The sequence below is a fragment of the Pseudoclavibacter sp. VKM Ac-2867 genome (genome assembly GCF_015351275.1).
GTDB lineage: Bacteria > Actinomycetota > Actinomycetes > Actinomycetales > Microbacteriaceae > Pseudoclavibacter.
In genome coordinates this window covers 48,358-65,122 of sequence record NZ_JADKSL010000006.1, presented here as the reverse complement: position 1 = coordinate 65,122, position 16,765 = coordinate 48,358, and the positions used below count along the sequence as shown (strand labels likewise).

The 16,765-nt window shown below is 67.9% G+C and carries 18 protein-coding genes; 11 read left to right on the top strand and 7 right to left on the bottom strand.

Annotated elements, in window-relative coordinates; all coding sequences use genetic code 11:
• Positions 1 to 35: 35 nt before the first annotated feature.
• The 4 genes from ITJ67_RS07700 (at position 36) to ITJ67_RS07685 (ending at position 5,166) form a co-directional block, all read left to right on the top strand.
• Positions 36 to 776: a TetR/AcrR family transcriptional regulator gene (locus ITJ67_RS07700; RefSeq protein ID WP_194677243.1), complete on the top strand. Its 741-nt coding sequence runs from the start codon at positions 36 to 38 to the stop codon at positions 774 to 776.
• Positions 763 to 1,872, top strand: a complete 1,110-nt coding sequence (locus ITJ67_RS07695; RefSeq protein ID WP_194677242.1) for a DNA alkylation repair protein — start codon at positions 763 to 765, stop codon at positions 1,870 to 1,872. The genes ITJ67_RS07700 and ITJ67_RS07695 overlap by 14 nt, the downstream gene beginning before the upstream one ends.
• A 9-nt stretch (positions 1,873 to 1,881) precedes the next feature.
• On the top strand, positions 1,882 to 2,358 hold the full coding sequence (locus tag ITJ67_RS07690) for an SRPBCC domain-containing protein (RefSeq protein ID WP_160071621.1): 477 nt from the start codon (positions 1,882 to 1,884) through the stop codon (positions 2,356 to 2,358).
• A gap of 105 nt (positions 2,359 to 2,463) precedes the next feature.
• Positions 2,464 to 5,166 (top strand): phosphoenolpyruvate carboxylase, encoded by a 2,703-nt coding sequence (locus tag ITJ67_RS07685; RefSeq protein WP_160071620.1) that lies wholly within the window; start codon positions 2,464 to 2,466, stop codon positions 5,164 to 5,166.
• A 129-nt stretch (positions 5,167 to 5,295) separates the two neighbouring features.
• On the opposite strand, the gene ITJ67_RS07680 is transcribed toward ITJ67_RS07685, so the two are convergent.
• On the bottom strand, positions 5,296 to 5,724 hold the full coding sequence (locus ITJ67_RS07680) for a YchJ family protein (RefSeq protein ID WP_194677241.1): 429 nt from the start codon (positions 5,722 to 5,724) through the stop codon (positions 5,296 to 5,298).
• Positions 5,721 to 6,023: a DUF4287 domain-containing protein gene (locus tag ITJ67_RS07675; RefSeq protein WP_160071618.1), complete on the bottom strand. Its 303-nt coding sequence runs from the start codon at positions 6,021 to 6,023 to the stop codon at positions 5,721 to 5,723. Before ITJ67_RS07675 ends, ITJ67_RS07680 begins: the two co-directional genes overlap by 4 nt.
• Positions 6,024 to 6,146: 123 nt before the next feature.
• Between ITJ67_RS07675 and ITJ67_RS07670 the strand changes: the two genes are divergently transcribed.
• Complete coding sequence (locus ITJ67_RS07670) at positions 6,147 to 7,367, top strand: alpha/beta hydrolase (protein WP_194677240.1); 1,221 nt, start codon at positions 6,147 to 6,149, stop codon at positions 7,365 to 7,367.
• A gap of 23 nt (positions 7,368 to 7,390) precedes the next feature.
• Here ITJ67_RS07670 and ITJ67_RS07665 read toward each other — a convergent pair whose 3' ends face one another.
• Positions 7,391 to 9,118 carry a long-chain-fatty-acid--CoA ligase gene (locus tag ITJ67_RS07665; protein ID WP_323741421.1) on the bottom strand — a complete coding sequence of 576 codons (1,728 nt, stop codon included), beginning with the start codon at positions 9,116 to 9,118 and terminating at the stop codon, positions 7,391 to 7,393.
• 194 nt (positions 9,119 to 9,312) lie between these two features.
• Here ITJ67_RS07665 and ITJ67_RS07660 point away from each other — a divergent pair, with 194 nt between their 5' ends.
• Positions 9,313 to 10,014 carry a YceI family protein gene (locus ITJ67_RS07660; RefSeq protein ID WP_160071615.1) on the top strand — a complete coding sequence of 234 codons (702 nt, stop codon included), beginning with the start codon at positions 9,313 to 9,315 and terminating at the stop codon, positions 10,012 to 10,014.
• Positions 10,015 to 10,193: 179 nt separating this feature from the next.
• Here the strand turns inward: ITJ67_RS07660 and ITJ67_RS07655 are convergent, their stop codons facing one another.
• Both ITJ67_RS07655 and ITJ67_RS07650 read right to left on the bottom strand, forming a co-directional pair.
• The gene (locus ITJ67_RS07655; protein ID WP_194677238.1) at positions 10,194 to 11,516 is read right to left on the bottom strand and encodes an RNA polymerase sigma factor; all 1,323 of its coding nucleotides are present in this window, start codon (positions 11,514 to 11,516) and stop codon (positions 10,194 to 10,196) included.
• 38 nt (positions 11,517 to 11,554) lie between these two features.
• Complete coding sequence (locus ITJ67_RS07650; RefSeq protein WP_104241075.1) at positions 11,555 to 11,983, bottom strand: YciI family protein; 429 nt, start codon at positions 11,981 to 11,983, stop codon at positions 11,555 to 11,557.
• A gap of 174 nt (positions 11,984 to 12,157) precedes the next feature.
• Between ITJ67_RS07650 and ITJ67_RS07645 the strand changes: the two genes are divergently transcribed.
• Both ITJ67_RS07645 and ITJ67_RS07640 read left to right on the top strand, forming a co-directional pair.
• On the top strand, positions 12,158 to 12,637 hold the full coding sequence (locus tag ITJ67_RS07645) for an SRPBCC domain-containing protein (RefSeq protein WP_194677237.1): 480 nt from the start codon (positions 12,158 to 12,160) through the stop codon (positions 12,635 to 12,637).
• Entirely contained in the window at positions 12,634 to 13,080 is a 447-nt protein-coding gene (locus tag ITJ67_RS07640) for a VOC family protein (protein ID WP_160071612.1), read from the top strand. The genes ITJ67_RS07645 and ITJ67_RS07640 overlap by 4 nt, the downstream gene beginning before the upstream one ends.
• 81 nt (positions 13,081 to 13,161) lie before the next feature.
• Here the strand turns inward: ITJ67_RS07640 and ITJ67_RS07635 are convergent, their stop codons facing one another.
• Together ITJ67_RS07635 and ITJ67_RS07630 are read right to left on the bottom strand one after the other, a co-directional pair.
• Complete coding sequence (locus tag ITJ67_RS07635) at positions 13,162 to 13,731, bottom strand: hypothetical protein (RefSeq protein WP_194677236.1); 570 nt, start codon at positions 13,729 to 13,731, stop codon at positions 13,162 to 13,164.
• Positions 13,732 to 14,012: 281 nt separating this feature from the next.
• A complete protein-coding gene (locus ITJ67_RS07630; protein ID WP_194677235.1) occupies positions 14,013 to 14,405 on the bottom strand; it encodes a hypothetical protein in 393 nt (130 codons plus the stop codon).
• Positions 14,406 to 14,684: 279 nt separating this feature from the next.
• Here ITJ67_RS07630 and ITJ67_RS07625 point away from each other — a divergent pair, with 279 nt between their 5' ends.
• The 3 genes from ITJ67_RS07625 to ITJ67_RS07615 all read left to right on the top strand — a co-directional run bounded on the left by ITJ67_RS07625 (position 14,685) and on the right by ITJ67_RS07615 (position 16,764).
• Entirely contained in the window at positions 14,685 to 15,041 is a 357-nt protein-coding gene (locus tag ITJ67_RS07625; RefSeq protein ID WP_194677234.1) for a hypothetical protein, read from the top strand.
• A 208-nt stretch (positions 15,042 to 15,249) separates the two neighbouring features.
• Positions 15,250 to 16,092: an alpha/beta fold hydrolase gene (locus tag ITJ67_RS07620; RefSeq protein WP_194677233.1), complete on the top strand. Its 843-nt coding sequence runs from the start codon at positions 15,250 to 15,252 to the stop codon at positions 16,090 to 16,092.
• Positions 16,093 to 16,272: 180 nt separating this feature from the next.
• On the top strand, positions 16,273 to 16,764 hold the full coding sequence (locus tag ITJ67_RS07615; RefSeq protein WP_104331074.1) for a SixA phosphatase family protein: 492 nt from the start codon (positions 16,273 to 16,275) through the stop codon (positions 16,762 to 16,764).
• Position 16,765 lies beyond the last annotated feature (1 nt).

Genomic DNA, 16,765 nt, shown 5'->3' with positions numbered 1-16,765 from the left:
CGGTGCTGCCCCGATCGTCACTACACTCACTGGCTATGAATGCCCTCGCCCGATCGGCCGGCGGACCCCAGCAGCAGCGCAGCATCCAGACCCGGAGCCGCTTGGTGCTCGCCGCTGCCACGACCTTCGTGGAGTACGGCTTCGCCAGCTCGACCTTGTCGCGCATCCGGGCGAACTCGGGAGTCACGAACGGGGCCTTCTACCACCACTTCGCGACGCGCGAGGCTGTCGCCGAGGCAGTCCTCGGCGAGTACGCGGCGCGGGCCTCGAACGCGGTGGCCGAGGCCACAAGATCAGCGTCAAGCGGCATCGATGCACTCCTGAGGGTGTCCGTCGCCTTCGCGAAGCTCCTGCAGAGCGATGTAGTGGTCCTCGCAGGCGTCATCGTGACGTCGGAGATCGGCTGCAGTTTCCTCTCGCACGGCTCCTATCTGGATTGGCTTGCGCGCATCCGCCCCGTCATTCGGATCTGCCAGCGAGAGGGCAGCATCCGCGGCGACTTCAGCGCCGACGACGTCAGCTCGCTCTTCGTCTCGTCCTTCACGGGAACGCAGCTGCTCTCTGGGGCGCTGACCGACCGGCAGGACCTCCTGGAGCGCATCGGGGTGCATTGGCGGATCATTCTGCTCGGCCTGACGACGCCGGAGAGCGCCGAGCGCGTCGGCAAGCTCATGGACTCAGCCTTCGGTGGCTCCCAGACGGGCGGCATCTCTGAGATGGATGACGACGCGCGAGGCACGTCTTTCGAGGAGGAGACGCAGCATGCCCTTCGCTGATGAGCTCCTGGGACCCCAGCAGGCTTCCGCGATGGTAAAGCTGCTGCAATCGGCGGCCGGAAACCATCAGCTCTCCGCGACGCGTGCGACCGCTGAGGGCCTCGACGGGCTCGCCCTCGGCGCGCGGAGTTCCCATCTGGCAGCCTCCATCCTGGAAGACCTCCCGGTCGACTACCCCGAGTTCGCCTCGATCATTCGCCGCGCGCTGGTGTCGTCGTCCCTCGAGGGGTGGATGGTGTGGCCCATCTCGAACGCGGTGTCCGCCGCCGCCATCGCCGATGGCGGCGCTCCGGCGTTCGACGACGGAATGCGGCTCCTCGCGGAACTCACCCCTCGGCTGACCTGCGAGTGGGCGGTGCGGCCCATGCTGCGGGCGAGGCTCGAGCGGGCACTCGAGATCATGCTCGAGTGGACCAGGAGCGACAACGAGCACGTGCGTCGGCTCGCGTCTGAGGGGACGAGGCCGTACCTGCCGTGGGGCACTCGTGTGGCCGAGATCACCCGCGATCCGCGTCTCTGCATCCCGATTCTGGATGCGCTCTACCGCGACGACAGCGAGTACGTTCGCCGTTCGGTCGCCAACCACCTGAACGACGTCAGCAGGCACGACGCGGACCTGGTCCGCGAGACGGCCGCCGCGTGGCTCGCCGACGGTGACGAGCGCACGCCGAAGCTCGTCCGCCACGCCCTCAGGACGCTCGTGAAACGCGGTGACCCCAACGCCTTGGCCCTGCTCGGCTTCGGCTCGGCGGAGGTCGTCGTGGACGGGCCCACGCTTGATCGAGCGAGCCTGGTGCTCGGCGAGGAACTGCTCATCACCGCCAGCATCACGAATCGTGGGCAAGTCGCCGCGGATCTTGTCGTCGACTATGTCGTGCATCATGTGAAGGCGGACGGCAGCCGCACCCCGAAGACGTTCAAGATCTCGACGACGAAACTCGCACCCGGCGCCACGCTGAGCATCGGCAAGCGGCACGCCGTCAGGCCCATCACCACTCGTCGCTACTACGCCGGCGTGCACGCCATCGAGCTGCAGGTCAACGGGATCCGGCACGGTTTCGCCGAATTCGACCTGGTTCTCGACCCGGTGTGCTGAGATACCCGCATGTCCGAAGATCGCTCCGAAGCAGTCGACACCGAGACCATTCGCCTCGAGCGGAGCGTGGACACCGCTCGGGAGGAGCTGTGGCTGTGGTTCACGGCGAGCGAGAAGACGGCCCAGTGGATCGGCCCGTGGCACTTCACTGACAAAGAGCGCGGTCGGATCGGGCTGCAGCTCGTGGCAGAGGAGGGCGCCCCAGCAAGCGCGGCGACGATCTGGCGCTGCGAGCCCCCGAGCCTGTTGGAGCTCACGACCGAGGATGCAGCCGGATCGTGGCATCTGCGTGTCTCATTGGCGGAGTCCGGGGTGCGGGGCGAGGCCACTCGGCTCGTCTTCGAGCACTTCGAGGTGCCCGTGGCGATGATCTCGGACATCCGGGCAGGCTGGAACTACTATCTCGACCTGATGCTGGCGGCCAAGGACGGCCTCGAGACGCCCGTCTTCGAGGACTACCTGGAGGCCCCTGCAGAAGAGGCGTGACCGCGGCGGTCCGCACTCCCCTTCGCCTCACTCGGGGGATGTCATTCCCGGTCATGATGGATGCCGTGTCACATTGTCGATACACGGCATCGGTAGCCTGGACTCATGCTCGAAGCCCCAACGAACTCCCCCGCCAGCCGCACTGAGGCTGGCGCTGAACTGCCAGATGAGCTGCGCTCTGACGTGCACCTCCTCGGCACCCTGCTCGGCCAGGTTCTGACAGAGACGGGAGGCCCAGAGCTCCTCGACGACGTCGAGCGGCTGCGGCGCCTCACGATCTCGGCCTACGAGCACGACGGCGCGGCCGCGAACGACTCGTTCGCCTCCGCCGAGGAGCTCGTGGATGCACTCTCACCGGCACGGGCGGACGAGGTTGCGCGCGCGTTCACCTGCTACTTCCACCTCGTGAACCTCGCCGAGGAGCACCACCGCGTGCGCGTGCTCCGCGCCCGCGGCACCTCACCCTCGAAGCAGCAGGAGGACACGATCTCGCAGGCGTTCGCGCGCCTGAGCGACGAGATCGGCGCGGACGCCGCGTCGGTGCGGGTCCGCGCCCTGCGCTTCCACCCCGTCTTCACGGCGCACCCGACCGAGGCCCGCCGTCGCGCTGTCTCCTCGGCGATCCGTCGCATCAGCGACCTGCTCGAGGAACGCGACGAACAGCGGCTCTCGGGTGGCGCATCCGAGGGCAGCCCCGCCGCTCAGGAGCTGACCCGTCGCCTGCTCGAGGAGATCGACCTGCTGTGGCGCACCTCTCCGCTGCGCAGCGACAAGCCGACGCCCGTCGACGAGGTGCGCACCGTCATGGCCGTCTTCGACGAGACCCTCTTCACGACGGTCCCCCGCGTCTACCGCCGAGTCGACGAGGCCCTGCAGGGCGCGCTCTCTGGAACGTCGAAGCCCATCGCTGAGCCCTTCGTGCGCGTCGGCTCCTGGATCGGCGGCGACCGAGATGGCAACCCGTTCGTGACCGCGAAGGTCAGCCGTCAGGCAGCAGTCATCGCGTCCGAGCACGTCCTCCTCGGCCTCGAACGCGCCTCGGCTCGAATCGGGCGCACGCTCACGCTCGGCGCCGACACCACCCCCCTCGACCCGGCCGCAGCGACCCTCCTCGCGCGACTCGGCAGCGGCGACGAGAGTGCGGCAGCCGAGATCGCCCAGCGCTCCCCCGGGGAGCCGCACCGCCGCATCCTGCTGCTCATCGCCCGCCGTATCGAGGCGACCCGGAGACGCAACGCGGACCTCGCCTACAAGGTGCCGGACGAGCTGCTGCGGGAGCTGCGCATCTTGCAGGCATCTCTTGTCGCCGCTGGCGCTGGCCGGCACGCCTACGGCGAGCTGCAGCACCTCATCTGGCAGGTCGAGACGTTCGGCTTCCACCTCACCGAGCTCGAGGTGCGCCAGCACTCGCAGGTGCACCGCAAGGTGCTCGCCGAGCTCGCCGAGCAGCAGGCGGGCGCAGAGCCCAGCGAGCTGGCCGCCGAGGTGCTCGACGTGTTCCGCTCGATCGCGTTCATCCAGGAGCGCCACGGCCCGCGCGCGGCAGGCCGCTACATCGTGTCCTTCACGCAGTCGTCCGAGGACATTGCCAACGTCTACAAGCTCGCCGTCGCGGCGACAGGCCCCGGGGCGACGCCGCCCGCGCTCAACGTGATCCCCCTCTTCGAGACGTTCGCCGACCTGCAGGCGGCTCCTCGCATCCTCGCCGAGATGCTCGAGCAGCCCGAGGTCGTCGAGCTGCTCGCCGGCAACGGGCGGAGGCTCGAGGTCATGCTCGGCTATTCCGACTCCTCGAAGGATGTCGGGCCAGTGGCTGCAACGCTCGCCCTGTACGAGGCGCAGAGCCAGATCGCCGCCTGGGCCCGTGAGAACGGCATCGAGCTCACCCTCTTCCACGGTCGCGGCGGTGCGCTCGGCCGCGGCGGTGGCCCCGCGAACGTCGCGATCCTGGCCCAGCCGCCGCACTCCGTCGACGGTCGCTTCAAGCTGACCGAGCAGGGTGAGGTCATCTTCGCCAGGTATGGCGACCCGGACATCGCGGCCAGGCACATCGACCAGGTGATCTCGGCGACGCTCCTCGCCTCTGCCCCGTCGACGGAGACCCGCAACGCGGACGCCGCCCAGAAGTACGCAGGGGTCGCCGCGACCATGGACTCCGCTTCACGCGAGCGTTTCTTCGCGCTCGTGAAGGCCCCCGGTTTCGCACCCTGGTTCGCCCGTGTGACCCCCATGGAGGAGGTCGGGATGCTCGCCCTCGGGTCGCGCCCCGCTCGCCGCGGCCTCTCCGTGGAGTCCCTCGAGGATCTGCGCGCCATCCCGTGGGTGTTCGCGTGGACGCAGGCGCGCATCAACCTCACCGGCTGGTTCGGCCTCGGCACGGCGCTCGACGCGGTCGGCGACCTCGACCAGCTGCAGGCCGCCTACGCCGAATGGCCGCTCTTCAGGTCGATGATCGACAACGTCGCGATGAGTCTCGCGAAGACGGACGGACGCATCGCCCGCCGCTACCTGGAGCTCGGCGACCGCCCGGAGCTCGCCGAGCTGGTGACGAGCGAGCTCGACCTCACGGCGAGCTGGGTCACCCGGATCACAGGTGGCGCCGAGCTGCTCGAGCGCAAGCCCGTGCTGCAGCGCGCCGTGAAGATGCGCAGCCCCTACGTGGACGCGCTGTCGCTCCTGCAGCTGCGCGCGCTCCGCAGGCTGCGTGACGACGCCAGGAAGCCCGACGGGGATGAGGCCGCCGAGCTCCAGCGACTCCTGCTGCTCTCCGTGAACGGCGTCGCGGCCGGTCTCCAGAACACCGGCTGACGCCACCGGCGACCGTCTTCGCCGACACAGCGAGAGGCCTTCATCCCCGCAGGGATGAAGGCCTCTCCGTCTTTCTGGCGTCGCTGGCTGTTGGACATCGCGCGGGCACGTCCCTCCGGCGTGCCCGCCTCAGTCGCGGATGACCCTGCCGTCGACGTAGACCCAGCGCCCGTTGCCTCGCGTGAAGCGGGCGCGTTCGTGGAGCAGGCCGGCACCGTCCGCGTCACGGTAGGACGCCCGGAACTCGACAACTCCCGTCGAGTCGCCTTCGGCCCCGTCGAACGTGTCGACGATCTGCAGACGCCGCCACACCGTGCCGTCCTCGAGCTCGAGGTCCGCTGGGCGGGTCTCCGAGTCCCAGGTCGCGTTGAGATAGTCCGGCAGCCGCCGCGCGAATGCGGAGTAGCGGGACCGCATGAGTGCCTCAGCTGTCGGCGCCGGCGCGCCCGCGTGGAAGACGCCACAGCACGCGGCATACGTGGCCCCGCTTCCGCACGGGCAGAGCTCGGTCTGGGCCTGGGCGCCCTGCGTCGCGTCGCCGGACGCTGCCTCGCTCATTCGCCCGCCGCCGAGGGCTTGGTCGCCTTGCCATCCAGCCACAGGGTGTCGGACTCGTCGCCGTGCGGGCCTGTCTTCCCGACGTGCTTGTCGCTGATCTTCGGGCCCTTCTTGATGACATGCACCAGCGCCATCCCGTGGCCTCGCCCGAGGTCGTAGTCCTCCTTGAGCCAGGCGAGGATCTCGCCAGCCTTCGTGGCCTCGCCGTCGAGGCCCTTCTCCTTCGCGATCGCGATGAACTGACGCGGCGTGAGGCCCGTCTTCTCCTCGATGTTGTCGAGGTACGACTGGAACGACATGGATGCACCTTCCCTGGGCTCGCCTCTGGCCGGAGAACCGTGCTGGCATCCTAACGACCCGACCTTCCTTCCAAATGCCTGCGGATCGGACCGGGCCCGTCAGGGCAGGAGGATGATGAGGCTATGTCGCACCATCCAGCACTGTCGCGGCCGCTGTTCCACGACGCAGACCAGAACTTCGAAGCCAAGATCGTCCTCGGATCTGTCGGTGCGGGTGCCGGCGATCTGGGCGAGATCTTCGCGACGCTCGCCGCCTTCGAGGACGGGAAGCGCGAGTCGTGGATCAGGGCGTGGTTCGCGCGAGCCCAGGTCACGCGGCAGCTTGCCGAGGTCTCGACGGGCAATGGGCGGACCGTGACGGCCGCCGCCCAATGGCTTCGCGCATCCGCCTACTACGGCCATGCCCTGAACGCGATCGCCGCGATCGGCGACGATGACGGCTACGCGAACGCCTTCGCACTGCACCGTGCTGCCTGGGATCGCTTCGCGGAGCTCAGGCGCGTGCCGTTGGAACGACTCTCGATCCCCTTCGGCAGGGGCAGGCTCCCGGGCTATCTGCAGCGTCCCGAGTTCGGTGCCGAGGACGGGCCGTCTCCGCTTCTGGTGCTCGTGAACGGCAGCGACGGAACGCTCACCGACCTCTATGCCACGATCGGAGCCTCCGCCGCCGCCCGCGGCTACGCCGTGCTCTACTTCGACGGCCCCGGCCAGCAGAGCCAGCTCATCGCGGGGTCGCACTTCAGGCCCGATTTCGAGGCTGTGCTGACGCCGGTCATCGATGCGGCCCTCGGCCTCGCGGGTGTGGATGTCTCACGACTGGCGGTCTATGGCGTCAGCCAGGCCGGCTACTGGGTGCCACGAGCGCTCGCGTTCGAGCACCGCGTGGCCGCGGCCATCGTCGACCCCGGTGTGACGGACGTATCGACCTCGTGGCTCTCGCACCTGCCCTCTCCCCTGCGCCGCGAACTTGCGAAGGGCGACTCGAAGCACTTCGACCAGTACATGAAGCTGGGTCTCGGCCACAGTGCGGCGGAGCGCGCCGTGTGGAGCTTCCGCGCGAAGCCGTACGCCAGCACCGGCTACTTCGCCGTCTACCGCGAGGTCGAGAAGTATCGCCTCACCGCTGAAATCGCCAGCTCGATCACGACTCCGCTGCTCATCACGGCACCGGAGAACGAGCAGTTCTGGCCAGGCCAATCCGAGGAACTCGCGTCGCTTGTGCCCGAGGCCGAGCTCGTTCGCTTCACAGCCGTCAACGGGGCCGACTCCCACTGCGAGCCGCTCGCTCGCACCGCAGTCAACGAGGTGCTCCTCGATTGGCTCGATGCGCGCCTAGTTCGCTAGCCTCGTTCGCTAGCCTCCCCGCGCTACTCGCTGCGCTTCGCGACGAGCCCGTCCCGCACCTGTCGACGGAGCACCTTGCCGATAAGCGACTTCGGCAGCTCGTCGACCTGCACGACCCGCTTCGGCACCTTGTAGGAAGCGAGGCGGGAGCGGCAGAAGTCACGAAGGGCGTCTGCATCGAACGCGGCGCCCTCCCGGAGCACAACCGCCGCTGTCACATCCTCACCGCCGGAACTGCGGGGCAGGCCGACGACTGCCGCCCCCTCCACGTCGGGATGCGCCGTGAGCGCCTCCTCGACCTCGGAGGGGCTCACGTTGAAGCCTCCCGTGATGATGAGCTCCTTCATGCGGTCGACGACCGTCACGAACCCGTCGTCCGAGACGGTGACGATGTCGCCCGTGCGAAGCCATCCGCCGGCGAGCAGCACCTCCCGCGTCTCGTCTGGGCGCTTCCAGTAGCCCTGGAAGACCTGGGGGCCGCGGATGAGCAGCTCGCCCGGTTCGCCGAAGGCACGCTCCACGGTCGGGTCCTCGGGGTCGACGACACGGATGTGCGTGCTCGGGAACGGCACGCCAACCGTGCCGGGGCGGCGGCTCGGGCCGACCGGGTTGCCGAGCGCGACCGGTGAGGTCTCGGTCATGCCGTACCCCTCGACGAGGAGTCCGCCGGTGACCTCTTCCCATCGTTCGACGGTCTTCACGGGCAGGCTCATGGCCCCGGAGATCGCGAAGCGGATGCTCGTGAAGCTGACTCCCTTGCGGGAGGCCGCCCGCGAGAGCGCGTCGTAGATGGGCGGAACCGCGGGCAGGAACGTCGGCGGCGACGCCTTCGCCGCGGCGACCACGAGATCGACGTCGAACTTCGGGAAGAGGACGAGCTTGGCGCCGAGGCTCATGGCAAAAGTCAGACACAGTGTCATGCCGTACGCGTGGAAGAGCGGCAGGACGCCGTAGAAGGTCTCGCGCCCCTCGGTGAGGCCCGGCACCCAGGCGCGTCCCTGCGCCGCGTTCGCCCGCAGGTTGCGGTGCGTGAGGATGGCCCCCTTGGGGTTGCCGGTCGTTCCGCTCGTGTACTGCAGCAGGGCGACGTCGTCGATGCCGGGATGCGGCACTCGCTTGGAGATGCGCTTGGCGTTCGCGATGCGCTCCCACTTGAGCACGCTGCGGTCCGAGGGTGTCGCCGTCATGGCCTCGCGAGACTCGCGCGCCTTGGCGATCGGCAGACGCAGAGCGAGTCGCTTCCCGAACGGGAGCGCCGAGGACATGTCGACGGCGACGATCGTCTCCGGGACCACATCGCTCGGCAGCTGGGAGATGAGGTCCGCGACCTTGTCCCAGACGATCGCGAGCTTCGCGCCGTGGTCTTCGAACTGGTGCCGCAGCTCCCGGGCCGTGTACAGCGGGTTGTGCTCGATGACGATGGCCCCCAGGCGGAGCGCCGCGTAGAAGGCGACGACATGCTGCGGGCAGTTGGGGAGCACGAGTGCGACCCGGTCGCCTGCCCCGACTCCGAGCTTGCGGAGCCCCTCGGCGGCCCGAGCCACCTGCTCGCCGAGCTCGCCGTAGCTGGTCTCCGCGCCGAAGAACTCGAGCGCGGGGCGAGACCCGAACCGCTTGACCGCGTTGTCGAGCAGGTCAACGAGCGATTCCCGGACCTCCGGGATGTCATGGGGCACGTCTTCCGCGTAGGCGGCCAGCCAAGGGCGGGATGCGAGGGCGGAAGTCTTGCTGGTCTCGTTGGCGTCGTTCACCGGGGTCCCTTCGACAATCACGGCTGCGCGCACAGCGGTGCACTCGAACCCTATGACGGGGCGGTTGTGCTGGAGCCGTGCGTCGGTCACTGCCGGGTCGTGGACACGCCACGGATAAGGTGCGCATCCCCGCACAGACAAAGGAGACGTCAAACCCATAGCTTGTCCATAGAAAAGTGCTTCAAGCTACAACTATGAAGAAGCCATCGAAGAAAGCCACCATCGGCATCGTCATCGCGGCTGTCGTCGTGGTGATCGGCATCGCGGCCGCAGTGTTCGGCCCCATGATCTACCGCGATGTCATCGCGGCGCCCGCAGCTGAGGCCCCCGCCCTCGAGATCGAATCCACGACCACGAGCAGCGCCGATGTCGGATCGCTCGCCGGCTCCTGGACTGTCGCCGCTGGCTCCTACGCGGGCTACCGCGTCGACGAGGTCCTCAACGGCACGGACGTGACCGTCACCGGACGCACCGAGACCGTCTCCGGAACGCTCACGACCACCGACACCGAGCTCACGGCAGCCGACATCACGGTCGACGTGGCGTCCATCGCCACCGACGAGCAGCGCCGCGACGAGTACTTCCGCAGCGAAGCCCTCGACACCGCCACGAACCCGGAAGCGACCTTCACGCTCGACGAGCCCGTCGCAGCACTCGATGGCCTCGCAGAAGGCACGCAGGAGACCATCCCGGCAACGGGCACGCTCACGCTCAACGGCGTCAGCCAGCAGGTGAGCATCGACATCACGGCCGGCCTCGACGGCGAGACCGTGCAGGTCGCCGGCAGCATTCCCGTGACCTTCGCCGACTACGGCGTCGAGGCGCCGAACCTCGGGTTCGTCTCCGTCGAGCCCACAGGCGATGTCGAGTTCCTCCTGGTGCTCGAGCGCGCCTAGCGTTCACCGCCCCAGCCGACACCTCCGGCCTGGGCCCCTCTTCAACCCGACCGCCCTCTCCACCCGCTGACCAACTTGCGTGACAGAACCGGTGCATCCGGCCAGAGCTCGGCTCAGGCAGCCCCTCTGTCACGCAAGTTGGTCGTTTCTGCGTGACGCGCGTTCGACGTGGCCTGGTTTCAGGCTCCGAGCGCGTCGAGCTTCCCTTGCAGCACCCCGCGCTGCTGCTCGTTATCGCTCAGCCGGACGGCGACCAGCAGCTCCGAGCGAGCCTCCTCGACCCTCCCGAGCTGCACCAGCAGCTCCCCTCGGACGCTCGCGAGCAGCGGACCGCTGGCGAGAGCGCCGGATGCTCCCAGCCGGTCGACGATCGCCAGTGCGCTGGCAGGTCCCGTCGCCATCGACACGGCCACCGCACGGTTGAGCTCGACGATGGGGCTCGGCGCGATGCGTCCGAGGACCTCGTAGAGGAGGACGATCTGCTGCCAGTCGGTGTCCGCAACGGACGGTGCGACCGCATGACGTTCGGCGATGGCGGCCTGCAGACAGTAGGTGCCTCGCCCCTTGCCCAGCGCATCCGCTCGCGACAGGAGGGTGCGGCCGCGGAGGATCGCAGATCGGTCCCAGCGGCGACGGTCCTGGTCTGCGAGGAGAATCGGCGTGCCATCCGCCGCTTCGCGCGCCGCGAAGCGCGAGGACTGCAGTTCCATGAGCGCGACGAGCCCCAGCACCTCGGGCTCGCGCGGCAGCATGCTGCTGAGGGCGCGGCCGAGGCGCAGCGCCTCGGCCGCAAGGTCGGATCTCAGCCAGCGGTCGCCGGAAGTCGCTGCGTACCCCTCCGTGAAGATGAGGTAGATCACGGCGAGGACTCCCTTGAGACGGGCGGTCCATTCGCTGGGGTCGGGCGTCTCGAACGGCACCTTGGCGGCGCCGAGGCTCTTCTTGGCGCGCACGATGCGCTGCTGTACGGTCGCGACCGGCAGCAGGAAGAGGCGCGCGATCTCGCCACTCGTCAGGCCGCCGACGATGCGCAGGGTGAGGGCCACCCGGGCTTCGCGGGAGAGTGCCGGGTGGCAGGCGACGAACATGAGCCGGAGGACGTCGTCGCCGATCGGCTCCCACTCGTCGCTCGCAGATGCATCCGCTTCGCTGAGGTCTCGCGCGATGGCGCTGTAGCGCTCGTCGAGTCGCTCGCGCCGCCGCCATCCGTCGATGGCCTTGCGCTTGGCGACGGCCGTGAGCCAGGCCCCCGGGTTGACCGGGACGCCCGACTCTGGCCACTGCGTCAGAGCATCGGCGACCGCTTCCTGCGCGAGGTCCTCCGCAAGGGAGACGTCGCCGACCATCCTCGTCAAGGTGGCCACGATTCTCGCGCTCTCGATGCGCCAGACGGCGTCGATAGCCGCCACGCTGGCACGTGGAGCTTCGCTGGCGTCGGCATTCGCACTCCCGTTGGAGCCGCCGCGCGTCTCAGCTTCGTGGCCGTGTTCGGAGGCGGTCATGACCGTTGGCGAGATGAGGATTCGAGACGTGCCCGGCCTCAGGCGCCCGCCTGCTCCTCACGCCAGCCCTCTTCCTTGCGGAGGTACTCGTTGTCCTCGTGGCCTTCGAAGTCGCTCATGTCGGTGACGCGGCGAACTTCGAGCTTCGACCCTGGGCCTTGGAGCGGGGCGCGGGACGCCCACTGGATGGCTTCGTCGCGGGTGGCGGTCTCGATGATCCAGAAGCCGTTGAAGAGCTCATGCGTCTCGCCGTAGGGGCCGTCGGTGACGACGGGCTGCTCGCCCGTGAAGTCGACCACAAAGGCCGTGCTGAGGTCGTCGGCGAGCCCTTCGCCTGCGAGCAGGACACCGGCTTCCATCATCGACTCGTTGTACTTGCCCATGGCGTTGATGATCTCGGTGAAGTCGGTGTTCTCGTAGGAGGCCTTGGCTTCGTCGGTGGCGCGCATGATGAGCATGAACTTCATGATGGTTCTCCTTGTCTGCGACCCACTCGGGGCCGGTTTCAGGGTGCCGGTCAGCACCCTTCTACTATTGCGTCGAACGAGGGCCGGCGGAATCGACACACGTCGGAATCTTCTTCGGATTTTCTTCTGGAGGCCGGTCGGCGCATCCCCACCTCGGGTTGTTACCTTCCGGTCATGACAAGCGATTTCGAACCACGCGTCGACCGGGTCTCCCGGGTGCTGCCGGCGAGCGCATCCAGTGTCTATGGGGCTCTGCTGGACCAGCGGGCGCTTGAATCCTGGTTGCCGCCCCAGGGAATGTCGGGGAAATACCTCAGCTTCGAGCCCTGGGTGGGCGGGCGCAGCGTGCTCGAGCTCACCTACTCAGAGGCCCCGGCGGGTGGCGGGAAGACGTCCGCGTCTCGGGATGTGTCGGCCTCCGTGCTCGTGGAGCTCGTCCCCGACGAGCGGGTCTCGCAGCAGGTCGTGTTCGAGTCGGAAGACCCCACGTTCGCTGGGACGATGACGATGGTGTGGGAGCTGGCGGAGTTCCCAGGCGGGACCTTGGTGACGGTCTCGGCATACGACGTGCCGAGCGGCATCGCTCAGGCGGACCACGTCGATGGCATGTCGTCGTCGCTGGAGAACCTGTCGGCGTTTGTGGGTCGCCAGTGAAGCAGCAGGTGAACTTCGTGACGTTCGCGACTCGTGATCTTGACGAGGCGCGGCGCTTCTACTCGGAGGCGCTGGGGTGGGAGCCGTTGCTGGATGTGGTGGACGAGGTGCTGTTCTTCCAGATCGGGGCCGGTCAGGTGCTGGGTTTCTTCGATGCGGAGAAGTTCGACCGTGACCTGGGCACGGGCGAGCAGCGGTCGACGGTGTCCGGTGTGACTTTGGCGCACAATGTAGGCAGCCGGGAGGAGGTCGTCGCGGTGGTGTCGGCCATGGCTTCCGGTGGCGGGGTGATGTTGAAGGTGCCGCAGGAGGGTGAGTTCGGCGGGGTCTTCCATGGACTCGTCGAGGACCCGAACGGTGTCGTCTGGGAGGTGGCGCACAACCCGGGCTGGGCGGTGCTGCCCGACGGTTCCGTCGTCTTCGATCAGGACGGGCAGGAATAGCCCGCCTCGAGCTGGGTTCGAGTTCGCGCTCGAGTTCGCGCTGGCTCGGCTTCGCTCGCGACGGTCGTTGTCAGGGGCAGGTCAGCAGCGGGGCTGTTGCGGGTGCTCGCTGCAGTCGCCGACGGTGATGACGGTGTCGGCGGTGAAGAGCTCGATCGCCACAGCCGCGGAGGCTCGGTCGAGGGTGCCCGTGACGGGGATGCTCGTGCCGTTCGCGAGGGTCACGCTCGCCGTGTAGACGACGGTGACGGAAGCTTGCACGGTGGCCTTCTCCCGATAGACGTGGCTGGTCGCCGTTGCGGTGAAGTCCTCTTGGCCGAGTGCCGCCCAGCTGGCTCCGGGCGTGGTCGTCTCCCGCGTGGTGCCGTCGCCGGAGTCCCACCGGTAGGACACGGGCGTGAACGTCGCGGTGACGGGGTACCCGAGGACTGTGCCTGAAGCGGTGTGCTTGGTCGCCGTCGTGAAGAAGTTCGTGTGGGACCCGACGATGCTCCACGTGGACGGCTCCGCCATGAGCGACACCGATGCCGGTGCCAGCGTGAGCACGTCGCTGACCGTGAAGCTCCTCGGCGGGGCCGGCGCGGTCGGGCGTGCGCCTCCCCCACCGCCGCCGCAGGCTCGACACAGCACCGGGGTGAGGAGCGAGCTCATCGGCGATTCGAGCGCCCTCACACTGGGCGTGAACGAAGGCGGACCGCCCGGGGCAGCTGCATCGCCTCCGCCTCCGCCCCCTCCGTCGTCCCACCCGCCCCCGCCGCCGTCGGAGAAGTCGGGAGATGTGGACTCGTCCGCGTACGTCTCCTCGACCTGAATGTTGACGCTGTCGCCACCATTCGACGCACCGCAGACACCATCCGCAAAGTTCAGATAGGTGCAGCTCCGAGGATGCAACTCCGCACCGGCGGGGTTCACGCCAACGAGAAGGAGAGTAGTTAGCAGAAGCTCGCGCCAGACCATGGCTCCAACTCCTGAATCTTGAAGTCACCCTCCGCGTCATTCACCCAAACAACTACTGGTGACCGCCCGCCTGCAGATTGAACAAGAACGTCTAGACCCCCTCCGTCCAACATCTGAGTTGTCGAAATGTCGTAGCAGCCATACAAGGAGATAACGACATCTCGCTCTACAGCCTCCACCTTCTGAACTCCAAGGCTGTTGAGCGTGGGAACGCCGGACACCGACAGTCCGCGGGACTGTAGGTCTTGATAATCCTGCTCAACTCTCTCCACGTAGGCAGTGACCGCCAAGCTCTCGAGCGCCGAGGTAGTACCTGTCTGAAGGAGATCCGCCTCCGCCGCCAGGAACTTCGGCACGAGCTCCTCCACGATCGCGAGGGCTTCTTCGTTGGTTGGCAGCACGGGCGCCGTGCCGGGCGGCGCACTGAGCGCTGGACTGGGGGTTGGCGCTGGGGCCAGTTCTTGGGGCGCGCATCCGCTCACCCCTATGGCCGACCCGAAGCTGAGCATGACGAGCAGCGCGGCCCTGACGGCGCGTCTGCTTCTCTCCCCTGAACGCATGGGCGTCAACGTAGTGGCCTCCGAGAATTCGCGCAGAAGTTATCCACACCTCGCCAACCGTCTACAGCCGCTGGCTAGCATCGACGCATGACTGCACCCAGCGACTGGATCGAACACCGACGAGGAGACGGCGAGCTTCTCGGGTGGATGCGCCCTCGCGGCGATGGCTTCGTCGTCATCGACCTGCTCGGTCGGGAACGTTCCGATGCCATCGACTGGCTGGCGGCCGAGACCCTTCTGGAGGAGACCGGCATCGGCTACCTTGCCGACGCCTACGAGCTGCGCCTCGAGGACGGCCACTGGACTCGGGTTCGCATCACGGAGGTGTCGGCGGTTCGCATCCGCGTGAAGCGCGAGGACTGGGGCGACATGACCGTGCCGCACAACGAGTACCTGCTGCCATTCCCACCAGCGGGTGACCTCCGCCCCGTGCAGACGGCCTGACTCACCTTGATCACGACCACGACCTCGACCACAGCCCCGCCCGCGGAGACTCTCGCCTCCGTACTCAAGACGGCGACGCTCGGAGCCTTCCGGGGTCACAGTCTCGGTTCGCGGTCAGGCGCGTGTCATTGGATTGTCTCCGCGACGCCTCGCCGCACGATCTCGTCTCGGGGCCGGTCGCATTCGCCACGATGAAGGGAGCACCGCTATGGGCTACATCAAGGTCGGGACGCAGAACAGCACGGACATCGAGCTCTACTACGAGGACCACGGCGCGGGGCAGCCGGTGGTCCTCGTCCACGGCTACCCCTTGAACGGGGCGAGCTGGGAGCGCCAGACGCGAGAGCTGCTGGATTCCGGCTACCGGGTCATCACCTACGACCGCCGCGGCTTCGGTCAGTCGAGCAAGGTCACCGAGGGGTACAACTACGACACGTTCGCGAACGACCTGAACGTGGTACTCGAGACCCTCGACCTGCGCGACGTGATCCTGGTCGGCTTCTCGATGGGCACCGGCGAACTCGCGAGGTACGTGGGCAAGCACGGCCACGACCGCGTCGCGAAGCTGGCCTTCCTCGCCTCGCTCGAGCCGTTCCTCGTGCAGCGTGACGACAACCCCACGGGCGTTCCGCAGGAGGTCTTCGACGGCATCTCGGACAACGCGAAGGCCGACCGCTTCGCATGGTTCACGAACTTCTACAAGGACTTCTACAACCTCGACGAGAACCTTGGCTCGCGCATCAGCCAGGAGGTCGTCGACGCGAACTGGACGACGGCAACCCAGTCGGCGCCGGTCGCTGCCTATGCCGTTGTGCCGACGTGGATCGAGGACTTCCGCGACGACGTCGCGGCGGTGCGCGCGAGCGGCAAGCCGTCGCTCATCCTGCACGGCACGAGCGACAACATCCTGCCGATCGACGCGACGGGCCGCCCGTTCCACGCGGCGTTCCCGGAGGCCGAGTACGTCGAGGTCGACGGCGCCCCGCACGGACTCCTGTGGACCCACACCGAGGAAGTCAACGCGGCGCTCCTGAAGTTCGTCAAGGCCTGACAGACCGAACGATCCGCAGCACGTGGCGCCCCGCGCATCCACAGATATCAAAGATATAAAACGGATGCGCGGGGCGCGATCGCGTGGCGAACCGGGCACTGCCGACCCATGCGGCCAGCGAAAGCGACCGACGCGGTCAGCCTTCGACGTGTTGCCCATCTGGTTCTCTAGGCTGACCCCATGCCCCGCACTCTGATCCTTCTCCGTCATGCCAAGGCCGAGCATCCGATGACGATCGACGACCGCCAGCGCTCGCTCGCCGACCGGGGCGTGCAGGAGGCCGCGCAGGCCGGTGACTGGCTGCGCGCGAACGCGCCGAAGGTCGACAAGGTGCTCTGCTCGCCAGCTGCCCGCACGCGGCAGACGCTCGAGACCGCCGAGATCCTCGCTCCCGCCGAGTTCCCGAGCACCCTCTACATGGGCGGCGAAGACGACTACCTCGAGCAGGTCAAGGAGACCGACGCCGAGGTGCAGACGCTGCTCGTCATCGGCCACGAGCCGACCGTCTCGGGCACTGCGATCGCTCTGGCCGCCGACAAGGACTCGGAGTTGGCTCGGGAGATCCGACACGGCTACCCCACCTCGGGGATCACCGTGCTGACCTTCCACGGCGAGTGGGATGCGCTGCGCTGGAACTCCGCGAACATCACGGCCTTCCGAGCGCCGCGCTGAC